At 67.8% G+C, this 16,890-nt stretch carries 15 protein-coding genes and 4 pseudogenes; 5 read left to right on the top strand and 14 right to left on the bottom strand.

Annotated elements, in window-relative coordinates; translation table 11 throughout:
- Positions 1-43 precede the first annotated feature (43 nt).
- The 4 genes from N4G47_RS03960 to N4G47_RS03945 form a co-directional block, all read right to left on the bottom strand.
- Positions 44-1,357, bottom strand: a complete 1,314-nt coding sequence (locus N4G47_RS03960; RefSeq protein ID WP_475285355.1) for an ATP-binding protein — start codon at positions 1,355-1,357, stop codon at positions 44-46.
- On the bottom strand, positions 1,354-2,094 hold the full coding sequence (locus tag N4G47_RS03955; protein WP_475285353.1) for a response regulator: 741 nt from the start codon (positions 2,092-2,094) through the stop codon (positions 1,354-1,356). The genes N4G47_RS03960 and N4G47_RS03955 overlap by 4 nt, the downstream gene beginning before the upstream one ends.
- A gap of 57 nt (positions 2,095-2,151) precedes the next feature.
- Positions 2,152-2,586 carry a redoxin family protein gene (locus tag N4G47_RS03950; RefSeq protein WP_475285351.1) on the bottom strand — a complete coding sequence of 145 codons (435 nt, stop codon included), beginning with the start codon at positions 2,584-2,586 and terminating at the stop codon, positions 2,152-2,154.
- Between the two features lie 108 nt (positions 2,587-2,694).
- A complete protein-coding gene (locus N4G47_RS03945) occupies positions 2,695-3,492 on the bottom strand; it encodes an alpha/beta fold hydrolase (RefSeq protein ID WP_475285349.1) in 798 nt (265 codons plus the stop codon).
- A 294-nt stretch (positions 3,493-3,786) separates the two neighbouring features.
- Between N4G47_RS03945 and N4G47_RS03940 the strand changes: the two are divergent.
- The 5 genes and pseudogenes from N4G47_RS03940 to N4G47_RS03920 all read left to right on the top strand — a co-directional run bounded on the left by N4G47_RS03940 (position 3,787) and on the right by N4G47_RS03920 (position 7,389).
- Positions 3,787-4,430: pseudogene (locus tag N4G47_RS03940) on the top strand (HvfX family Cu-binding RiPP maturation protein).
- 98 nt (positions 4,431-4,528) lie between these two features.
- A complete protein-coding gene (locus tag N4G47_RS03935) occupies positions 4,529-5,005 on the top strand; it encodes an HvfA family oxazolone/thioamide-modified RiPP metallophore (RefSeq protein WP_475285347.1) in 477 nt (158 codons plus the stop codon).
- 57 nt (positions 5,006-5,062) lie between these two features.
- Positions 5,063-5,907: pseudogene (locus N4G47_RS03930) on the top strand (HvfB family MNIO-type RiPP peptide maturase).
- A complete protein-coding gene (locus N4G47_RS03925) occupies positions 5,876-6,634 on the top strand; it encodes an HvfC family RiPP maturation protein (protein WP_475285346.1) in 759 nt (252 codons plus the stop codon). The pseudogene N4G47_RS03930 and the gene N4G47_RS03925 overlap by 32 nt, the downstream one beginning before the upstream one ends.
- Positions 6,635-6,750: 116 nt before the next feature.
- Positions 6,751-7,389: a ferric reductase-like transmembrane domain-containing protein gene (locus tag N4G47_RS03920; RefSeq protein WP_475285344.1), complete on the top strand. Its 639-nt coding sequence runs from the start codon at positions 6,751-6,753 to the stop codon at positions 7,387-7,389.
- A gap of 46 nt (positions 7,390-7,435) precedes the next feature.
- Here the strand turns inward: N4G47_RS03920 and N4G47_RS03915 are convergent, their stop codons facing one another.
- From N4G47_RS03915 to N4G47_RS03870, 10 genes and pseudogenes are all read right to left on the bottom strand, one after another.
- On the bottom strand, positions 7,436-7,840 hold the full coding sequence (locus N4G47_RS03915; RefSeq protein WP_475285342.1) for a hypothetical protein: 405 nt from the start codon (positions 7,838-7,840) through the stop codon (positions 7,436-7,438).
- A gap of 67 nt (positions 7,841-7,907) precedes the next feature.
- Complete coding sequence (locus N4G47_RS03910) at positions 7,908-9,044, bottom strand: metallophosphoesterase (RefSeq protein ID WP_475285340.1); 1,137 nt, start codon at positions 9,042-9,044, stop codon at positions 7,908-7,910.
- 195 nt (positions 9,045-9,239) lie between these two features.
- Positions 9,240-10,781 (bottom strand): TerC family protein, encoded by a 1,542-nt coding sequence (locus N4G47_RS03905; protein WP_475285338.1) that lies wholly within the window; start codon positions 10,779-10,781, stop codon positions 9,240-9,242.
- A 43-nt stretch (positions 10,782-10,824) separates the two neighbouring features.
- A complete protein-coding gene (locus N4G47_RS03900; protein ID WP_475285336.1) occupies positions 10,825-11,049 on the bottom strand; it encodes a helix-turn-helix domain-containing protein in 225 nt (74 codons plus the stop codon).
- A 13-nt stretch (positions 11,050-11,062) separates the two neighbouring features.
- Positions 11,063-11,530: a DUF2975 domain-containing protein gene (locus tag N4G47_RS03895; protein WP_475289887.1), complete on the bottom strand. Its 468-nt coding sequence runs from the start codon at positions 11,528-11,530 to the stop codon at positions 11,063-11,065.
- A gap of 243 nt (positions 11,531-11,773) precedes the next feature.
- Positions 11,774-12,277: a GNAT family N-acetyltransferase gene (locus N4G47_RS03890; RefSeq protein WP_475285334.1), complete on the bottom strand. Its 504-nt coding sequence runs from the start codon at positions 12,275-12,277 to the stop codon at positions 11,774-11,776.
- Between the two features lie 13 nt (positions 12,278-12,290).
- Positions 12,291-12,725 (bottom strand): hypothetical protein, encoded by a 435-nt coding sequence (locus N4G47_RS03885; RefSeq protein WP_475285332.1) that lies wholly within the window; start codon positions 12,723-12,725, stop codon positions 12,291-12,293.
- A gap of 70 nt (positions 12,726-12,795) precedes the next feature.
- A pseudogene (locus N4G47_RS03880) lies at positions 12,796-14,537 on the bottom strand (GGDEF domain-containing protein).
- 55 nt (positions 14,538-14,592) lie between these two features.
- Positions 14,593-15,558 carry an AI-2E family transporter gene (locus N4G47_RS03875; protein WP_475285330.1) on the bottom strand — a complete coding sequence of 322 codons (966 nt, stop codon included), beginning with the start codon at positions 15,556-15,558 and terminating at the stop codon, positions 14,593-14,595.
- A gap of 174 nt (positions 15,559-15,732) precedes the next feature.
- Positions 15,733-16,784, bottom strand: a pseudogene (locus N4G47_RS03870) (sensor domain-containing diguanylate cyclase).
- Between the last annotated feature and the right edge of the window lie 106 nt (positions 16,785-16,890).

The raw sequence follows: 16,890 nt of genomic DNA, 5'->3' as shown, positions 1-16,890 counted from the left end.
GGTCAGATCCCTTTGCCGTTGGCAAAGGGATCTGACCCGCCTGCTACCCCGGCAACTGCAACACCGCCTGCAAGCCGCCGCCCTCGCGATTGCACAGCTGCAGCGAGCCGCCCAACGACTGCGCCAGCTGCACCGCGATGGCCAGGCCCAGGCCGGTGCCGCCGGTATCGCGGTTGCGCGAACTTTCCAGCCGATGGAACGGCGCCAGCACGGCCTGCAACTGGTCCTCCGGGATGCCGGGGCCGCGGTCGGACACGCTGATCCATGGCCGGCCTGCTGCATCACGACCCGCCTCGATCTCGGCACTGCCGGCATAACGCAATGCATTGTCGACCAGATTGCCAACCACCCGCCGCAGCGGCTGCGGCCAGGTCTGCACGGTCAGGCCCGCAGGTGCGCCGCCACTGACCGCCTTGCCCATGTCTTCATAGTCGCCCACCACGCTGGCCAGGAACGCGCCAAGATCCATCGCCACCGGCGCGCCACGGGCCACATGGCTGCTGCGCGCATAGGCCACGCCTTCGCGCACCAGTTGCCCCAGGTGGTCAAGGTCGTCCAGCAGGCGCTGCTGGGTGGCATCTTCGGGCAGCGTTTCCACCCGCAGCTTCATACGCGTGATCGGCGTCTGCAGATCGTGGGAGATGGCAGCCAGTATCTGCAACCGCTCGCTGACATGGCCGCGGATGCGCGCCTGCAGTGCATTGAGCGCGGCCGCGGCCGTGCCCACTTCGGCGGGGCCGTCTTCGGGCAGCATCGGTACGTCGTTGCCGGGCTGCAGCTGCTCGACGGCGTGCGAGAGCTGCCGCAACGGGCGCAATGCCAGCCGCACCGCCAGCCATGCGCAGACCAGCAGCAACGCCAGCTGCACCAGCAGCACGGCCGGCAGCCATCGCGCCAGCGGCAGGCCCGAGGGTGTGACTTCGATGGTCAGCGGCGAACCGTCGTGCAGGCGCAGCTCCACTTCGAAGCGTTCCGGCAGGCGTGCCACCTGCCGCGCCTGCAACCGATAGCGGTGCTCCAGGCTGTCATCGATGATGGCGGTGACCTGGCGTGCGCGATCGGTTTCCAGCGCAGGCCCCGCCTGTGCCGGGCGCAACAGGTAGCGGTAGGTACGCCGCTCCAGCCGCGGCACCCAGGCCTGGCGCTGGTCGGCCGGCAGGCGCTCGAGCAGGGCCACGCTTACCGCAACGTCCTCGTCCAGGTTGCGCAGCATCATGCTGCGCGTGGACTGGTAACGCTCGAAGAACAACAGGCCGAAGGACAGCGCATGGGCCAGGATCAATCCGCCCAGCAGCACCAGCAGCAGGCGTGCCGACAGCGTGCGCGGCCACGACAGGCGGCGCGCGCGGGCGTTCATTCCTGCGGCCCCAGCAACTGCACCGGCACGCTGAACACATAGCCTTCGCTGCGCACGGTCTTGATGTAGGTGGGCTCACGCGCATCATCGCCCAGGCGCTGGCGAACGCGGCTGACCAGCAGATCGATGGAACGATCAAACAGTTCCGCATCGCGGCCCTGGGTAAGGCTGAGCAGCTGGTCGCGGCTGAGCACGCGGTTGGCATGGTCGAGGAACACGCGCAGCAGGCGGAACTCGGCACCGCTGAGCGGATAGGCGGTGTCCTGCGCATCCAGCAGATGGCGCGCGGTGGTATCCAGCCGCCAGTCGCCGAACGCCAGCTGGCGCCCGGCTTCGGTCACCTGCAGGTTCGGCGGCAGCATCTGCGTGCGCCGGATCACCGCATTGATGCGCGCCAGCAGCTCGCGCGAAGAGAACGGCTTGGTCACGTAGTCGTCGGCACCCATTTCCAGGCCGATGATGCGGTCGGTTTCGTCGTCGCGGGCGGTCAGCAGCACCACCGGCACCGCACGGTGCTTGCCGGCACGCAGGTTGCGGCACAGGCTGAGGCCGTCTTCGCCGGGCATCATCACGTCCAGCACCACCAGGTCCACCGCATGGGTGTCCATCAGCGCGCGCATCGCACGGCCGCCATCGGCCTGGCTGACGCGCAGGCCGTTGCGTTGCAGGTAATCGGCCAGCATCTGGCGGATCTCGCTGTCATCGTCGACGACAAGGATGTGCGGTACGTGGTTCATGGCGTTCTCGATGAAGACGGAGGTCAAGGCCGCGCGGCGCGGCCATGGTAGCGCGGCTCAGGGGCCGGCCAGCAGGCGCTGGATCTCGCTTTCGGTACGTGCGTAGTCGCCTTCGCCGTAATGGCGGTAGACCACCCTGCCCTGCCGGTCGAGCAGGTACAGCGCCGGCCAGAAGCGGTTGCCCCAGGCGTTCCAGATCCGGTACTGGTTGTCCTGCACCACCGGCCAGGTGATGTCCAACCGCCGCAGGGCATGGCGCACGTTGCCCTGCAATCCTTCATAGGCGAATTCAGGCGTGTGCACACCCACCACGCGCAGGCCCTTCGGCGCATAGCGTGCGTGCCACCGGTGAACATAAGGTGCGACGTTCAGGCAGTTGCTGCAGCCATAGGTCCAGAACTCGACCAGCACCACCTGCCCGCGCAACTGTTCCAGCCGCAGCGGCGGGCTGTTGTGCCAGGGCCCGCCACCCTCGAAGCCGGCCGCCGCCACCGGTTCGGCCGGTTGCGCATCGGCCTGCGGGCTGGGCCAGACCAGCAGCAGTGCAGCCCCCGATCAGGGCCAGCAGCAACGGCAACGCATACGCGCGCAGGGTGACCATCACTCAGCCCCCTGCTCGGCCAGCGGCAGTTCGGCCGGCTTCACGCCCGCGGCTTCCAGAATGCTGTCGGCCACCTGGGCCGGGTGCGAGAGCAGCGACACGTGGCTGCTGCCGATGGATTGCAGCTGCGCGCCAATGCGCTTTGCGGTGGCCGCCTGCAGCTGCGGCGACAACATGCGGTCGTCGCGGCTGAGCACGTACCAGCTCGGCTTGCCACGCCAGGCCGCGGTGGTCACGGCTTCGCCCAGTGCGCTGGCCTTCAGTGGCACCTGGGTGCTGTACAGCAGCGCTGCGGTCTTCTTCATGACATCCGGCGCGAAATCCTCGGCGATGGCATCGGCCGGCAGGCTCAGGTAGCCATCACGGTCCTGCAGGCGGGTCAGGCCCGGGCCCACCGGGAAACCCTCGCCCTGCTGTGCCGATGACTGGCCCACGTCCGGTGCGAACGCGGCCACGTACACCAGCGCCTGCACCTTGGGATCGTTGCCCGCTTCGGTGATGACCGTGCCACCCCAGCTGTGGCCGACCAGCACCACCTTGCCGGGCGCAGCGGCGATCGCGCGACGGGTCGCCGCCACATCGTCGGCCAGCGAAGTGAGCGGGTTCTGCACCGCCACCGCCGGTACCTTCCAGTCGTGCAGCGTGCTGATCACCTTGTTCCAGCTCGAACCATCGGCGAAGGCGCCGTGGACCAGGATGACGGTGGGCGGCGCGCTGGCATTGGTCTGTGCGGCGAAGGCGGGGGTCGCAGCGCCGGCGAAGGCCAGGGCGGCAGCAAGCAGGGTGGTACGGATCATGGGTGGCACTCCGGTGTTGGGAGTGGCCATTTCCGCCTGGGGGTGTATCGGTGCTGTTTCGCTGCGGCGCCGAGTTGTACCGGAATGTAGGGCGACGGCCGGTTCCTACAGTTGGATACATTCGGCCGCCGGGCCATGCCCGGCGAACGCCCGACGCGGCGTCTTTGTACCGGACTGTACGAAACCCCCGACGCGGCCACAGTCGCTGACAAAACCCCGGGCAACCGCACACGTTGCCGATACCTGCGCGGCTCGAAATGGCCTCCATCGACCACTGGCCCGCAGGACAACCCCATGATCAGCACCGCCTCTTCCGTATACACCCCCGCCTGGATGCCGTCGGCCGCTGGCTCTCGCCGCTGGCCCTGCGCGCCCTGCTGGCCTGGGAGTTCTTCGAGTCGGGCCGCGAGAAGCTGGGCGGGCAGAACTGGTTCGCCGATCTGGAAGGGCGTTTCCCGTTTCCGTTCTCCACCCTGCCCGCAACGTTGAACTGGCAGTTGGCCACCTGGCTGGAGCTGGTGGGCGCGGTGCTGTTGCTGCTGGGCCTGGCCACGCGCTCGGTGGCCTACATCTTCTGGGTGCTCACCATCGTCGCCATCGCCGCCGTGCACTGGCCCGATCAGTGGAACAGCCTGGGCGAACTCTGGCAGGGCTATGCGATCACCGACCAGGGCTACGGCAACTTCAAGCTGCCGCTGCTGTTCCTGGCCATGCTGTTGCCGCTGATCCTCAACGGCGGTGGTGCGCTCAGCCTGGATCGTCTGCTGACCGGCCCGCAACGCGCCGCCGCCGGCAATGACGGCCTCGGCTGGGGCGTGAGCCTGATCGCCCTGCTGCTGCCGGTTGCTGCGCTGCTGCCCGGTATCGGCTTCGGTGGCGCACTGCTCGGTGGCGCACTGCTGCTGGGTTACGTACTGCGCCGCCGTTGCAACGCCTGATCCGCTTCGCCCTCCCCGCGCGTCTTCCCCTCGTTTCCGTCGCCTTCCAGCGGCGTCCATCCCGCACGCCCTGCGTGCCAATTCAAGGAGTCATCACCATGTCCGTTTCGACCAAGAACACCCCTGCTTCCCGCTTGCCGCGCATCGGCACCATTGGTATCGCCCTGGCCGGTGGCCTGCTGCTGGCCGGCCAGGCCGCTGCGATCCAGCCGCTGGCCATCAGTGCGGTGGCCATGAGCGCCGCCGCCGAAGGCAAATGCGGTGAAGGCAAGTGCGGCGCCAACAAGGCCGCCACCGGCAAGCCGGCCGGCAAGGCCAAGGTGGCCGAAGGCCAGTGCGGTGAAGGCAAGTGTGGCGATGCCTCGTTCGCCCGCACCGACCGTGACCACGACGGCCGGGTCTCGCGTGCCGAGTTCAATGCCGTGGCGGCCAAGCGCGCCGCCGAGTTCGACCGCATCGACACCGACCACGATGGCTACATCAGCGAACAGGAAGCGCACGACTACCTGCGCAGTGTCTACACCGCCCACGGCAAGCCGATGCCGAAGGGCCTGTTCTCCCGCGTCAACGACTGATCGTTCCCCACCCGGCGCCGCCCCTACGGCGGCGCCACTGCCCTGGAGTACCGTCGCATGTCCTTGCCCCTGCCTTCCGCCAGTGCCGGTCTCGGCCTGCGCCGTGGCCTGATCGATGAACTGCTGGCGATGCCGGCCGATGCCCTCGACTTCCTTGAAGTGTCGCCGGACAACTGGATCGGCGTGGGCGGTGCACACGGCGCCGCGCTGCGCCAGCTGAGCGAGCGCCATCGCCTGACCTGCCATGGCCTGTCGTTGTCACTGGGTGGCCCCGACCCGCTGGACCGTACCCTGCTGGCGCAGACCCGTGCCTTCCTCGATCTGCACCAGGTGCAGCTGTACAGCGAACACCTGAGCTACTGCGCCGCCGGCGGCCATGTCTACGACCTGCTGCCACTGCCGTTCACCACCGAGGCCGTGCGCCACGTCGCCAGTCGCATCCGCCAGGTGCAGGACACACTCGGCCGGCGCATCGCCGTGGAAAACATCTCCTACTACGCCGTGCCCGGTGCGGACATGAGCGAGATCGACTTCATCACTGCGGTGCTGGCCGAGGCCGACTGCGACCTGCTGCTGGACGTCAACAATGTCTTCGTCAACGCCTGCAACAACGGCTACGACGCCTTCGATTTCCTGGCACGTGTACCTGCGCATCGCGTCGCCTCGCTGCACGTGGCCGGCCACTTCGATGAGGACGACGGATTCAAGATCGACACCCATGGCGCGCCGGTGAGGGGCGTGGTCTGGGCCCTGCTGCACCAGGCATATGCGCGTGTCGGCGTGCGCCCCACCCTGCTGGAACGTGATTTCAACTTCCTCCGCTGGCCGAGCTGCTGGCCGAGGTCGAGCAGATCCGCCAGGTGCAGGCCGATGTCCTGCTGCCCGAGGTGGCCCATGGCTGAGTCGCTGGCCGCCCTGCAGCAGTGCTGGGCCGATCATGTACGCGATCCGTCGATGCCCGTTCCCGAGGGCATCGATGCACGACGGATGGCGGTCTACCGCCGCCTCTGCTTCGACAGCCTGGACAACCTGCTGGCAGGCAGCCTGCCGCGCCTGCAGGCGCGGCTGGGCGACGCCTGCTGGCGCGATGCCGTCGAGCGCTACTACGCGCGCCATGCCTGCCGTACGCCGTTGTTCCCGCAGATCGCAGGTGAATTCGCCACGTGGCTGGGCGTGCAGGCAGACCTCGCACTGCCGGGCTGGGCGGCAGAACTGGCGCACTACGAATGCACGCAGCAGGCGCTGCATATCGAAGCACGCGACCCGGGCCAGCAGCCATTGCATGCGCCACAGACAGGCAGCGTGCTTGCGCTGTCTCCACTGGTACGGGTGCTGGGCTACCAGTGGCCTGTGCATGAGGATGCCAGGGTGAACGGTGCGCCGAGCACGGCACCGACGCTACTGCTTCTGCGGCGCCTGGATGATTTCAGCCTGCGGGTCGAGGAACTGGCACCGTTGACGTATGCGCTGCTGTCGGCCTTCGGCGATGACGGTGCCCGCGTGGAAGACGCGCTGCAGGTACTGGCCGAGGCGCATGGCATTGCCACCGACGAACTGCGCGCAGCCTGCAGCCCACTACTGGACCAACTGTGCGCGGGCGGCGTGCTGGTTGTGACGAACGACTGCTGAGCGAGCCGGCCAGCGGCCGGCACTACCCTTCCTTGACCGGCCAGCGGCCGGCACTACCCCGTCCTTGGCCGGCCAGCGACCGGCACGGCCCCCTCTCCATTCTTCGAGGTCTGATCATGGCTGTTTCCAACACTTCCTTTCTGCACGGCTGGCGCCTGTTCGCGGTCATCGCCGTGGTCCTGATCGCCTTCGCACTGGCGGCGTTCGCCCTGCAGCCCGACATCATCGAAGGCAGCCGTGCGGCGATCCGGGTCACCGCGCGCACATCGTTCCTGCTGTTCCTGGCCGCGTTCACCGCATCCTCGTTCGCCAGCCTGCTGCCCGGCCCGTTCACCCGCTTCCTGTTGCGCGAACGGCGCATCGTCGGCCTGTCATTCGCGTTCTCGCACCTGCTGCATGCGGTGGCGATCACCACCTTCGGCATCCTCAACCCTGCGTTCTGGCCAGCGCGCTCGGCCCTGGCCAATCTGCCGGGCACGGTCGGCTACGTGGCCATCCTTGCCCTGGCCATCACCTCGCATCGTGGCATCGCACGGCGCATGGGCCCCACCGCATGGCGACGCCTGCACGTCACCGGCATGTGGATCATCGCCGCAGTGTTCACCTATTCGTACTTCAAGCGCGTACCCGGCAACTTCTGGTACGCGGTGCCCTCGGCGTTGCTGTTCACCGCTTTCGTGGTGCGCGCGATCGCCAAGCGGGCGCAGTCCCTGCGGCGCAATGCGCATGCGCGGCCGGCACCGCGGGCATCGTGACCAGTCGGGGCCAGATCCCCTCGTCAATGGCAAAGGGATCTGACCCCTACTGGCTTCGCGCGGCGCGGTAGAGCGCATAGTCCACGAGGATCTTCTGCAGCCTGGCGTGCTGCTTGGCGCCCATCGGCACCCGCTGCACGCGCTTCAACAGCGTCTTCCACATGTATCCGGAACGGAAGAAGTATGGCCGCACCTCGAGGAAGGTCAGCACGACATCCACCGTATTCGGATCGTGCTCAGCCAGTTGCTTCAGTGCGTTGGCGTAGCCACCCGGGAACGCAAGCTGTTCATGGCGTTGGTTGTATTCCGCGCAGGCTGCCGCATGCCGCTGCAATTCTTCCGGGCCACGCCAGCGCGCGCCAGCGGCTTCACGGATGGCCTGGCGGAGCCGGTTGATCTCATCGGCATTGGCTCGGATCAGACGCTCCATCGGCGCGCGCGGGTGGGCCATGGTTCCTTCCAGGTCTTCGGGGTCAGATCCCTCTCCCGGTGGGAAAGGGATCTGACCCCACTTCAGGTCACAGCGTGCGGCGCAGCGTGATCAGGGTGATCTCCGACGGCACGCCGATGCGCGCCGGGAAACCTGCCCACAGACCGGCACCGTTGCTCACATACAAGGTCATGCCATCGACTTCGTAGCGCCCGGAGACGAAACCCCCGTTGGCCCGCTTCACCAGCTGGTCCATGCCGATGATCTGCCCACCATGGGTATGCCCGGACAGCTGCAGCGCCACGCCACGGGCGGCGGCCTCGCGCGCATTGCGCGGACGGTGATCGAGCAGGATCACCGGCGCGGACCGATCAGCCCCTGCCAGCGCGGCATCGATATCCGGCAACGGCAGGCCATAGCGGGCCGCCACCGGATCGGTGACACCGGCGATGGTCAGCGCAGCGTCACCGCGGCGCACCTGCAGATGGCTGTTCTCCAGCACCTGCATGTGCAGCGCGCGGAACGCCTGCATCCAGTCCTGGTACTGCGCGTAGTACTCGTGGTTGCCGGTGATGGCAATGACGCCGTCGGGTGCGCGCAGATCGGCCAGCGGGCGCGCATCATCGCGGCGGGCGTGCACGCTGCCATCGATCAGATCGCCGGTGATCACAATCAGGTCCGGCTTCAATGCGTTGCTCCCGGCCACCACCTTGCGCACCCAATCGCCGGTCAGCAGGCGGCTGGCATGGATGTCGGTCAGCTGCAGCACGCGGTAGCCATCGAACGCGGGCGGCAGATCGTTGATCGCCACCTCAATCTGCCGGGTCTGGGGCACGGCCATGCCCTGGCTGATGCCATAGCCACTGACCAGCAGGGCCAGCACGCCGGCCATCGGCCGCAGCTTCGGGCCGCGAAGCGCCGACACGGCACGCGGCCAGCGCAGCAGACGGGAAAGCAGCAGGGCGGCATCCAGCACCAGCATGGCCAACGCCAGCAGCAGCACCGCCGTCGATCCGGTGGCCAGCGTGGCGATGGCCAGCTTCGGAATCTCTGGTGACGCCATCGTGCCCCAGAAGGTAGCCACGATGCGCAGCTGCACGGCAACGGCCACCAGCAGCAGCGACAGCACGATCTTCAGCCAGGGCCGCATGCGCAGTGGCCAGAACAGGCGCCAGGCCACATACAGGCCCATCAACAAACCGATCGTACTCAGCACTGCAACCATCCAGGGGAAAAGCGGGGCCGCTATGGTGAGGGGTGCGGGTCGCGTTGTGTAGAGCCGAGCCGTGCTCGGCTGCTTTGGATGTAGAGCCGAGCCATGCTCGGCTGCTCAAAAGCCAGTCGAGCAAGCTCGACTCTACTTGACGGGCGTCGAGCAGGCTCGACGCTACGCTACGGGCAGCCGAGCAGGGGCTCGGCGCTACAACGGCAGGTTGAGGCGCTCCACGCGCAGGCGGGCGATGCGGCGCTTCTCCATCGCCAGTACGGTGATGCGCACGTCGGCAATCTCCACCGCGTCACCGATGTCCGGCAGGCGGCCCAGCTGCTCCAGCACCAGCCCGGAGATGGTCATGTAGTCGGCACTGCGCGGCAACGACACACCGGTCAGCCGCTGCAGGTCGTCCAGTGTCAACGCACCGTCGGCTTCCCACTGCTGCTCGCCCTGCGCGATCACGCCATAGCGTTCGTCCTGGGTGTCGACCAGGTCACCGGCAATGGCGGCCAGCAGGTCATTGGCGGTGACCAGGCCTTCCACGCTGCCGTACTCGTCCACGGCCACCGCCAGCGGCACCGGGTGCTGGCGGATCAGTTCCAGTGCCTGCAGCGCACTGGCGCTGGACAGCACGTACTGCGGTTCGCGCAGGTTGGCTTCCAGCTGCAGCGGTTTGCCCTGCAGCAGGTCGGCCAGCAGGTCGCGGCTCTGCACCACGCCGCGCAGGCTGTCGAGATCACCGTCACCGACCAGCAGGCGGGTGTGCGGTGACGCCACCAGGCGTGCCACCACGTCGTCCCGGCCTCGCGCCAAATCGATCCACTGCACGTCGGCGCGCACGGTCATCACGCTCGACACCGGGCGGTCGGCCAGGCCCAGCACGCTGCGGATCATCTCGTGCTCGGCCGGCTGCAGCCGCTCTTCGGTATCGGCGTGTGCGTCCTCGCCTTCGTCGTCGTGGCCGTTGGCCGGACGCGCACCCAGCATGCGCAGCACCGCGTCGGCGGTACGCTGGCGGAACGGCTGGCGGCGCTCGTTGCGCTCGCGGTTGAAGCGCACCCACTGGTTGAACGCTTCGACCAGGATCGAGAAGGCGATGGCCGCGTACAGGTAGCCCTTCGGGATCTTGTAGCCCAGGCCCTCGGCCACCAGGCTGAAACCGATCATCAGCAGGAAGCCCAGGCACAGCACCACCACCGTGGGATGCTTGTTGACGAAGCGGGTCAGCGGCTTGCTGGCCACCAGCATCAGCGCCATCGCGATGGTCACCGCGGCGTACATCACGCCCAGGTTGTCGACCATGCCGACCGCGGTGATCACCGAGTCCAGCGAGAACACCGCGTCGAGCACCACGATCTGCGCCACCACCATCGCGAAGCTGGCGTAGACCTTCTTGCCGTCTTCATGGTGTTCGCGGCCTTCCAGCCGCTCGTGCAGCTCCATCGTGCCCTTGAACAGCAGGAACAGGCCGCCACCCAGCAGGATCAGGTCACGGCCGGAGAAGCTGTGGTCGAACAACGTGACCAGCGGCTCGGTCAACTTCATGATCCAGGCCAACGCCGCCAGCAGCACCAGCCGCATCAGCAACGCCAGGGTCAGGCCGATCACGCGTGCGCGGTCGCGCTGGTGCGGCGGAAGCTTGTCGGCAAGGATCGCGATGAACACCAGGTTGTCGATGCCGAGCACGATCTCCAGCACGACCAGGGTTGCAAGGCCCATCCATATCGAGGGGTCAGCCAACCATTCCATTTCAGTTCCGTTTCGTCAGTAGGTAAGGGAAGAAAACACGCATTCAGTCGCCGTCCTGCGGCTGCGTCGGGTCATGCCCGAGCAGGTCGCCCGGCGTGCACTGCAGCTCGCGGCAGATCGCATCGAGGGTGGAAAAGCGGATGGCGCGCGCCTTGCCGGTCTTCAGGATCGACAGGTTGGCCAGGGTGATGTCGATGCGCCCGGCCAACTCGGACAGGGTCATGCCGCGCTCGTGCAGGATGCGGTCGAGGGTGATGACGATGGCCATCAGTGCATGCCCATCAGATCACACCGTCCAGGTCGTCGCGCATCGCCGCGCCAGCGGCGAACACGCGGGCCAGCACGAACAGCATCAGCACCGCGATCAGTCCGGTGATCGACATGCCGCCACCAACTTCCATCCAGGTGAAGTCCGGGCCCATCCACGCTGCGTAGGCCCCGATCAGGATCGACAGCAGTTCCATCGCCAGCATCAGCCAAGCCATGCGTTGCAGGCGCTGCGCATTGGCGTGGGTGAAGGGCCGCTCGCGCGCCGCCGATTGCAGCAGCCGCAGCAGGTGACGCAGGAACAGCAGACACAGCACCAGCAGCGCAATGATCGCGCCCAGCCCCAGGCAGAAATGCAGGAACAGGTCGCTGCCGTGCGCGGCCGCCGCAGCGGTGTCATGCACGCTGTCGAGCAGCCAGCGACGATCATGGGCGACCAGCGGCACGGCCAGCAGTGCGGCAAGGATGCCAAGCCAGCACATCGCCCGGACGGCCTGTACGGCGGCCAGGGCCAGGGTAAACAGGCCTCGCGCAGGGGTGGCGCGGGCGGGACGAGCGGTCAAGCGGCCTCCGGCATTGGGGTGGCCTCGCCGCCCCGGGGTGGATTTATCGATAAACGATATATCACATCCGGCGTGAAAGGATGAATCGCAGGCATTCCCTCCAACCTGGTACCTGCAGGACGGGAGGGCGGCTCACGTGATGATGCCGGCCAGCGGCCGGCGCTACCCGGCGGGGTAGCGGTACACCAGATCCTGCGCGTCGCTGCGCGTGGCCTGCGCATCGAGCACGCCGCCCAGGCGCTTTGCCACTGCCTGCGAGGCGATATTGTCCGGCGCCATGTAGCTGACCAGGGTCGGCAGCTGCACCACCACGAATGCCCAGTCGCGCAGCGCGCCGGCCGCTTCGGTGGCAAAGCCCTGGCCTTCGTGGCCGTCGTACAGCAACCAGCCCAGTTCCTTTTCCGGGAACAGCGGGCCGTGATTGATGCCGACCTGGCCGATGCAGGCGCCACTGTCGCTGCGCTCGATCATCAGCGCGCCATGGCCGAACAGGTGCCAGCTGGCCAGGTCATGGCAGAACTGGCCCCAGGCCGCCACTTCACCAAACGGACCGCCCATGCCGCGTGCGCGCGGCGACGCCAGGAACGCGGTATAGGCGCCGAAGTCGTCCAGCCGTTGCGGGCGCAGCCGCAGACGTGCGGTGTGCAGGGTGGGGATCTCAAGCATGGCCCGTGCCGGCTCAGTACACCGCCAGGTGGCCGCAGCCGCGGCGCTGCGGTTGCCCTTCCATCGTCACCTGCACGCTGGCCTGCGTATCCACGCCTTCAGCATTGCGGCACGACTCGCGCTTGATCTCGACGATGGCCGGCTGCCTGCCCAGCTCACCGTTGAGCACGATCAGCGTGCTGGGTGCATCGGCGGGTTGGCCCAGATAGCGCAGCGTGCCGGAGTGGGTGCGGCCATCGGCGCTGAGGCTGGCATCGTGGTTGCCCTTGCCGGTGGACGCGATCTCGATGCGCCAGCCGGCACCGCCACCCGTGAAAGCCGGCACCGGGCTCAGGCCGGCGCCCAGGGTGGCAGGGTGCGGCTCATCGGCCGACGTCTGCGAGGGCGTGCTGCAGCCAGCGAGCACGCCGGCCAGCAGCATGGCAGCCAGAAGGGGGCGCATGATCATGTCCAGCTCCTGCAACGTTCAGGGCGGCCAGTCTAGGGGCCGGCGCGTGCGCCGGCGATGAACGCCGGCCTCAGCGTCCACCACGTCCACCACCGGCCACCCGCACCCGATCGCGGCCCTGGGCCTTGGCCTGGTACATCGCCGCGTCGGCGGCGCGCAGCAGTGTGCGCCAGCCCAGCGCATCGGTGCCACCTGCGGCCACGCCGAAGCTTGCGGTCACCCGCAGCACGGTGCCAGCGGCCACCACGATGTCCAGCTGCTGCAGGGCCAGCCGCAGTGACTCGGCCAGCTGGCGGCCACCGGCCAGATCACCGTCGGCCAACAGCACCAGGAATTCTTCGCCGCCGTAGCGGGCAATGCTGTCGCTGCGGCGCAGATGACGCTGCAGCAATCGGGCCACCTGCACCAGCACCGCGTCGCCGGCATCGTGGCCATGGCCATCGTTGATGGCCTTGAAGCGGTCCACGTCCAGCAGGATCACTACGGCGTCCGCGTCTCCATCGGCATGGCGCTGCTGCACTTTTTCTTCCAGCGCACGCCGGTTCAACAGCCCGGTCAGTTCATCGGTGCCGGCCAGCTGGCGCAGCTCGCTGGTCAGCGCCGAGCGCTCGCGCGACTTCTCGCGCAGCACTTCAATCGCATCGAACAAGCGCTGCATCTCGGCCAGTGGATGGGTGGCGTGCTGCTCCGGACCGGGCGTGTCCGAGGCGATCTGGATCACCTGCTTCTGCGCCTGCAGCAGCGGGCGCAGGATCTGCCGATGGGCGATGCGCAGGGCGCCGCCCAACACCAGCAGCGTACCCAGCGCGGTGGCCACCAGCACCCCCAGCCGTGTCGCCTCGCGATTGCGGGCGTGCTCGAAGCGATCGATCGACACCCGCAGATAGCCGTCGCGCAGTTCCTCCAGCGAACGCAGCGTCGGTACGTAGCGCGTGGTGAACTCGGCCGCGGTCCACGGCGGTGGCCGGCCGCGCCTGCCATCCTCGATCAGCTGCTCGATCATCGGCAGCGACTCGCCGAAAAACTGCCGTCGCGCCATGTCCCAATGCCAGGACAGCATCGGGTCACTGCGGAACACCGACTCATGGCTGCCTGCCAGATGCCACAGCTCGAGCAGGCGGCCTTCGGTCTGCAACGCGGCGCGTACCTGCTCATCGCGCCACGCGCCGGGTACTGCCACCGGCGCCATCACGTTGGAGGCCAGCCGGCCACCGTGTTCGCGCAGGTCGATCAGCACCTGGCCCTGCATCGCCGGGATGGCAGCCTCACGGTCGGCGCGCACCAGCGCGTTGATCTGTGCCGAGGTCAGCAGATGCAGACGATCCACCACGGCGAACATGCTGCTGATCGCACGCTCCACCTCTTCCACCCGCCGCGCATCGCGTGGTCGTACCACGATCTGGTCCACCGCTGCGCGCGCCGAGGACAGCCGGCGCCGTGCATCGGCCAGCAGGCCCTGGCCATCCACCTCCCCGGGTCGGCCTTGAAGACCACATCGAGCTGCAGCAGCGCGGCATCCACCCGTTGCCGTGCCGCCGCCAGCTGCGCGGCCAATCGCGCGTGCGTGCCTGCGTCGGCCGGGTCTGCGCCGAGCAGGCTGTTGGCCGGGCCACGCTCGGCCGAGATGAGATTGGCCAGCTCGAAGGTCTGGCGCAGCTGGCGCAGGCTGACCAGGTTGGTCTCGGCTTCAACGAAGCGCTGCGTCCCCTGCACCAGCGCGATGGCCATCAACGGCAGCGTGCACAGCACGAACAGGCCGCCCAGTATCCAGAGCCATGTCTGCAGACTGATTGGCGATGCCCTGCGACCCATCGATGTAGCCCCCTGCATGTGGATCAGTGGATCAGCCGGACCACGTCACAGCGGATCAGATCCAGCGCTGATCCACCAGTTCGCGCTTGACGTAGGCATAGAACACCGGCGCGGCGACCAGGCCCGGCAGGCCGAACGCCGCTTCCATCACCAGCATCGCCAGCAGCAGCTCCCAGGCACGGGCCTGGATCTCGCCACCGACGATGCGTGCGTTGAGGAAGTACTCCAGCTTGTGGATCACGATCAGGTACAGCAGCGCGGCCACTGCCACATAGAACGAGACCGACAGCGCGACGATGGTGATGACGGTGTTGGAGATGAGGTTGCCCACCACCGGCAGCAGGCCGGCCAGGAAGGTGATCAGCACCAGGGTCTTGGACAGCGGCAGGTGCACGCCGAACAGCGGCAGCACGCCCAGCAGGAAAATGCCGGTGAACACCGTGTTGAGCAGCGAGATCTTGACCTGCGCGAACACCACCTGGCGGAACGCGGTGGCCAGGCGGCTGGTACGGCCGATCAGTTCCTGCGCCAGCGGCCCCATCTTCGGCAGCGGCAGCTCGTCGTACAGCGCGATCATGGCGCCGAGCACCATGCCGATCAGGATGCGCACGCCCACCTGCACCGCCGAGGTACCGGCCACACCCAGCTGGCGCTGGTGTTCGGCCGCCCACTCATTGAGCGCCGCACGCAATGCCGGCATGTCTTCGGGAATATAGGGCTGCAACAGTGCCGGTACCTGGTGGCGCGAACTGTTGAGAATCTCCATCAGGTGCCCCAGCAGCGCGTCCGGGCCACCGGTCTCGGTGCGGAAGAACGAGGCGATGCCGATCCCGGCCAGCACCAATGCACTGATGATCACGGCGGACAGCAGGATCACCGCGATCGCCCGCGCCCGTCCCGGTGGCAGCCGGCCCTCCACCGTGGAGGCCAGCACATGGGTCAGCTGGAACACCAGCAGGCCCGACAACAGCGTCACCACCAGCCCCAGCTTCAGCGCCAGCCACATGCCCAGCAGCATCATCAACCAGGCCGCGATCCGTGCAACGGGGGCTTGGGCTGGGCAACGAGAGCGTCTTGCATGGCGGTACGTCCGGGCAGGGTGGCCCATGGTAGAGGATTGCCGGCGCAATGCCGCGTGCAGGCTGAACCGCCACCGGGCCAGCCACGGACTGGTGGCGCTGCGGTGCAGGTGGCCTCATTCGCCGTAGCTGGCGGTGTTCTTGCCCTGCCGCTTGGCGTGGTAGAGGGCGCGGTCGGCCAGCGCCAGCCAGTCCTCCACGCTGCCGCCCCGGGGGTGGCCGCGATGCCGATGCTGACGCTGAACTCGACGCCCGGGGTGGCCTGCCGGGCCGCCTCCAGCAGGCGCAGCCGGACGCGCTCGGCCACATGCATCGCATCCACCGGCGCGCAGTCATGCAGCAGTACCACGAACTCGTCGCCGCCCAGCCGCGCGGGCGTATCGCCGGGCCGGGCGAAGCTGCGCAGGGTGGCGGCGATGTGGCGCAGCACTTCGTCCCCGGCGCGGTGGCCATGGGAATCGTTGATGTGCTTGAAATCGTCCACGTCCAGCATCAGCAGGCAGGCGAAGCCCCCTTGCCCCTGTGCGCGGTCCAGCGCCTGCTGCGCGCGCACGATCAGGAAACCACGGTTGGCCAGTTCAACCAGGGGATCCATCCGGCTCAACCGCTGCAGCTGCCGGTTCTGTGATTTCACCCGGCGCGCCAGCTGCCAGCTGAGGATGCTGAGCCCGATGCCGTAGACAAACAGGAAGGGCACGCTGAGCACGATCGTGCGCTGCGACGACACCGGTTGATACGGGAACCCCAGCATCCACCAGGTGAGCGCGAAACCCAGCACCAGCGCCAGCGTTGCGCGCAGTGCCAGGCGCACGCCGCCGGCGGCGATCTTGTCGGCCACCAGCAACGCGGCGAACAGTGCACTGGGCACCGCGCTGAGGCCCATGAAAGCGATCCAGCCGCCCCCGAAGAGGGAATCGGCCACCATGCAGCGGAACTGGACCACCGCGGGCTGGCGCGAACGCTGGGTCAGCAGCAGCGCCAGCGCCGGCCAGGCCAGCGCGTTGAGCAGCAGCAGGCCCCAGGCCAGCGCGCCATCCTGGCGCTCGAGGATGATCGAGGCAATCGGAACCGCACCCAGCCCGTTGCCGACAAAGCGCATCCAGCCGATACGCCGGGCCGCGCCAATGCCTTCGACCGCCACTTCCGTCGAGTCGGTGAAGTAAGGCATTGACGACCCCCTTGCGTGATCGCACGTTCCACTACGGCCCTGGCGGGCGGCCTGCAACGAGTCTGACAGCTTTGCGTCAATTCGGGATCAAGGTGGTATCGGACGC

The sequence above is a fragment of the Stenotrophomonas sp. GSD10 genome, from assembly GCF_056172695.1.
This window is presented reverse-complemented; position numbering and strand designations above follow the sequence as displayed.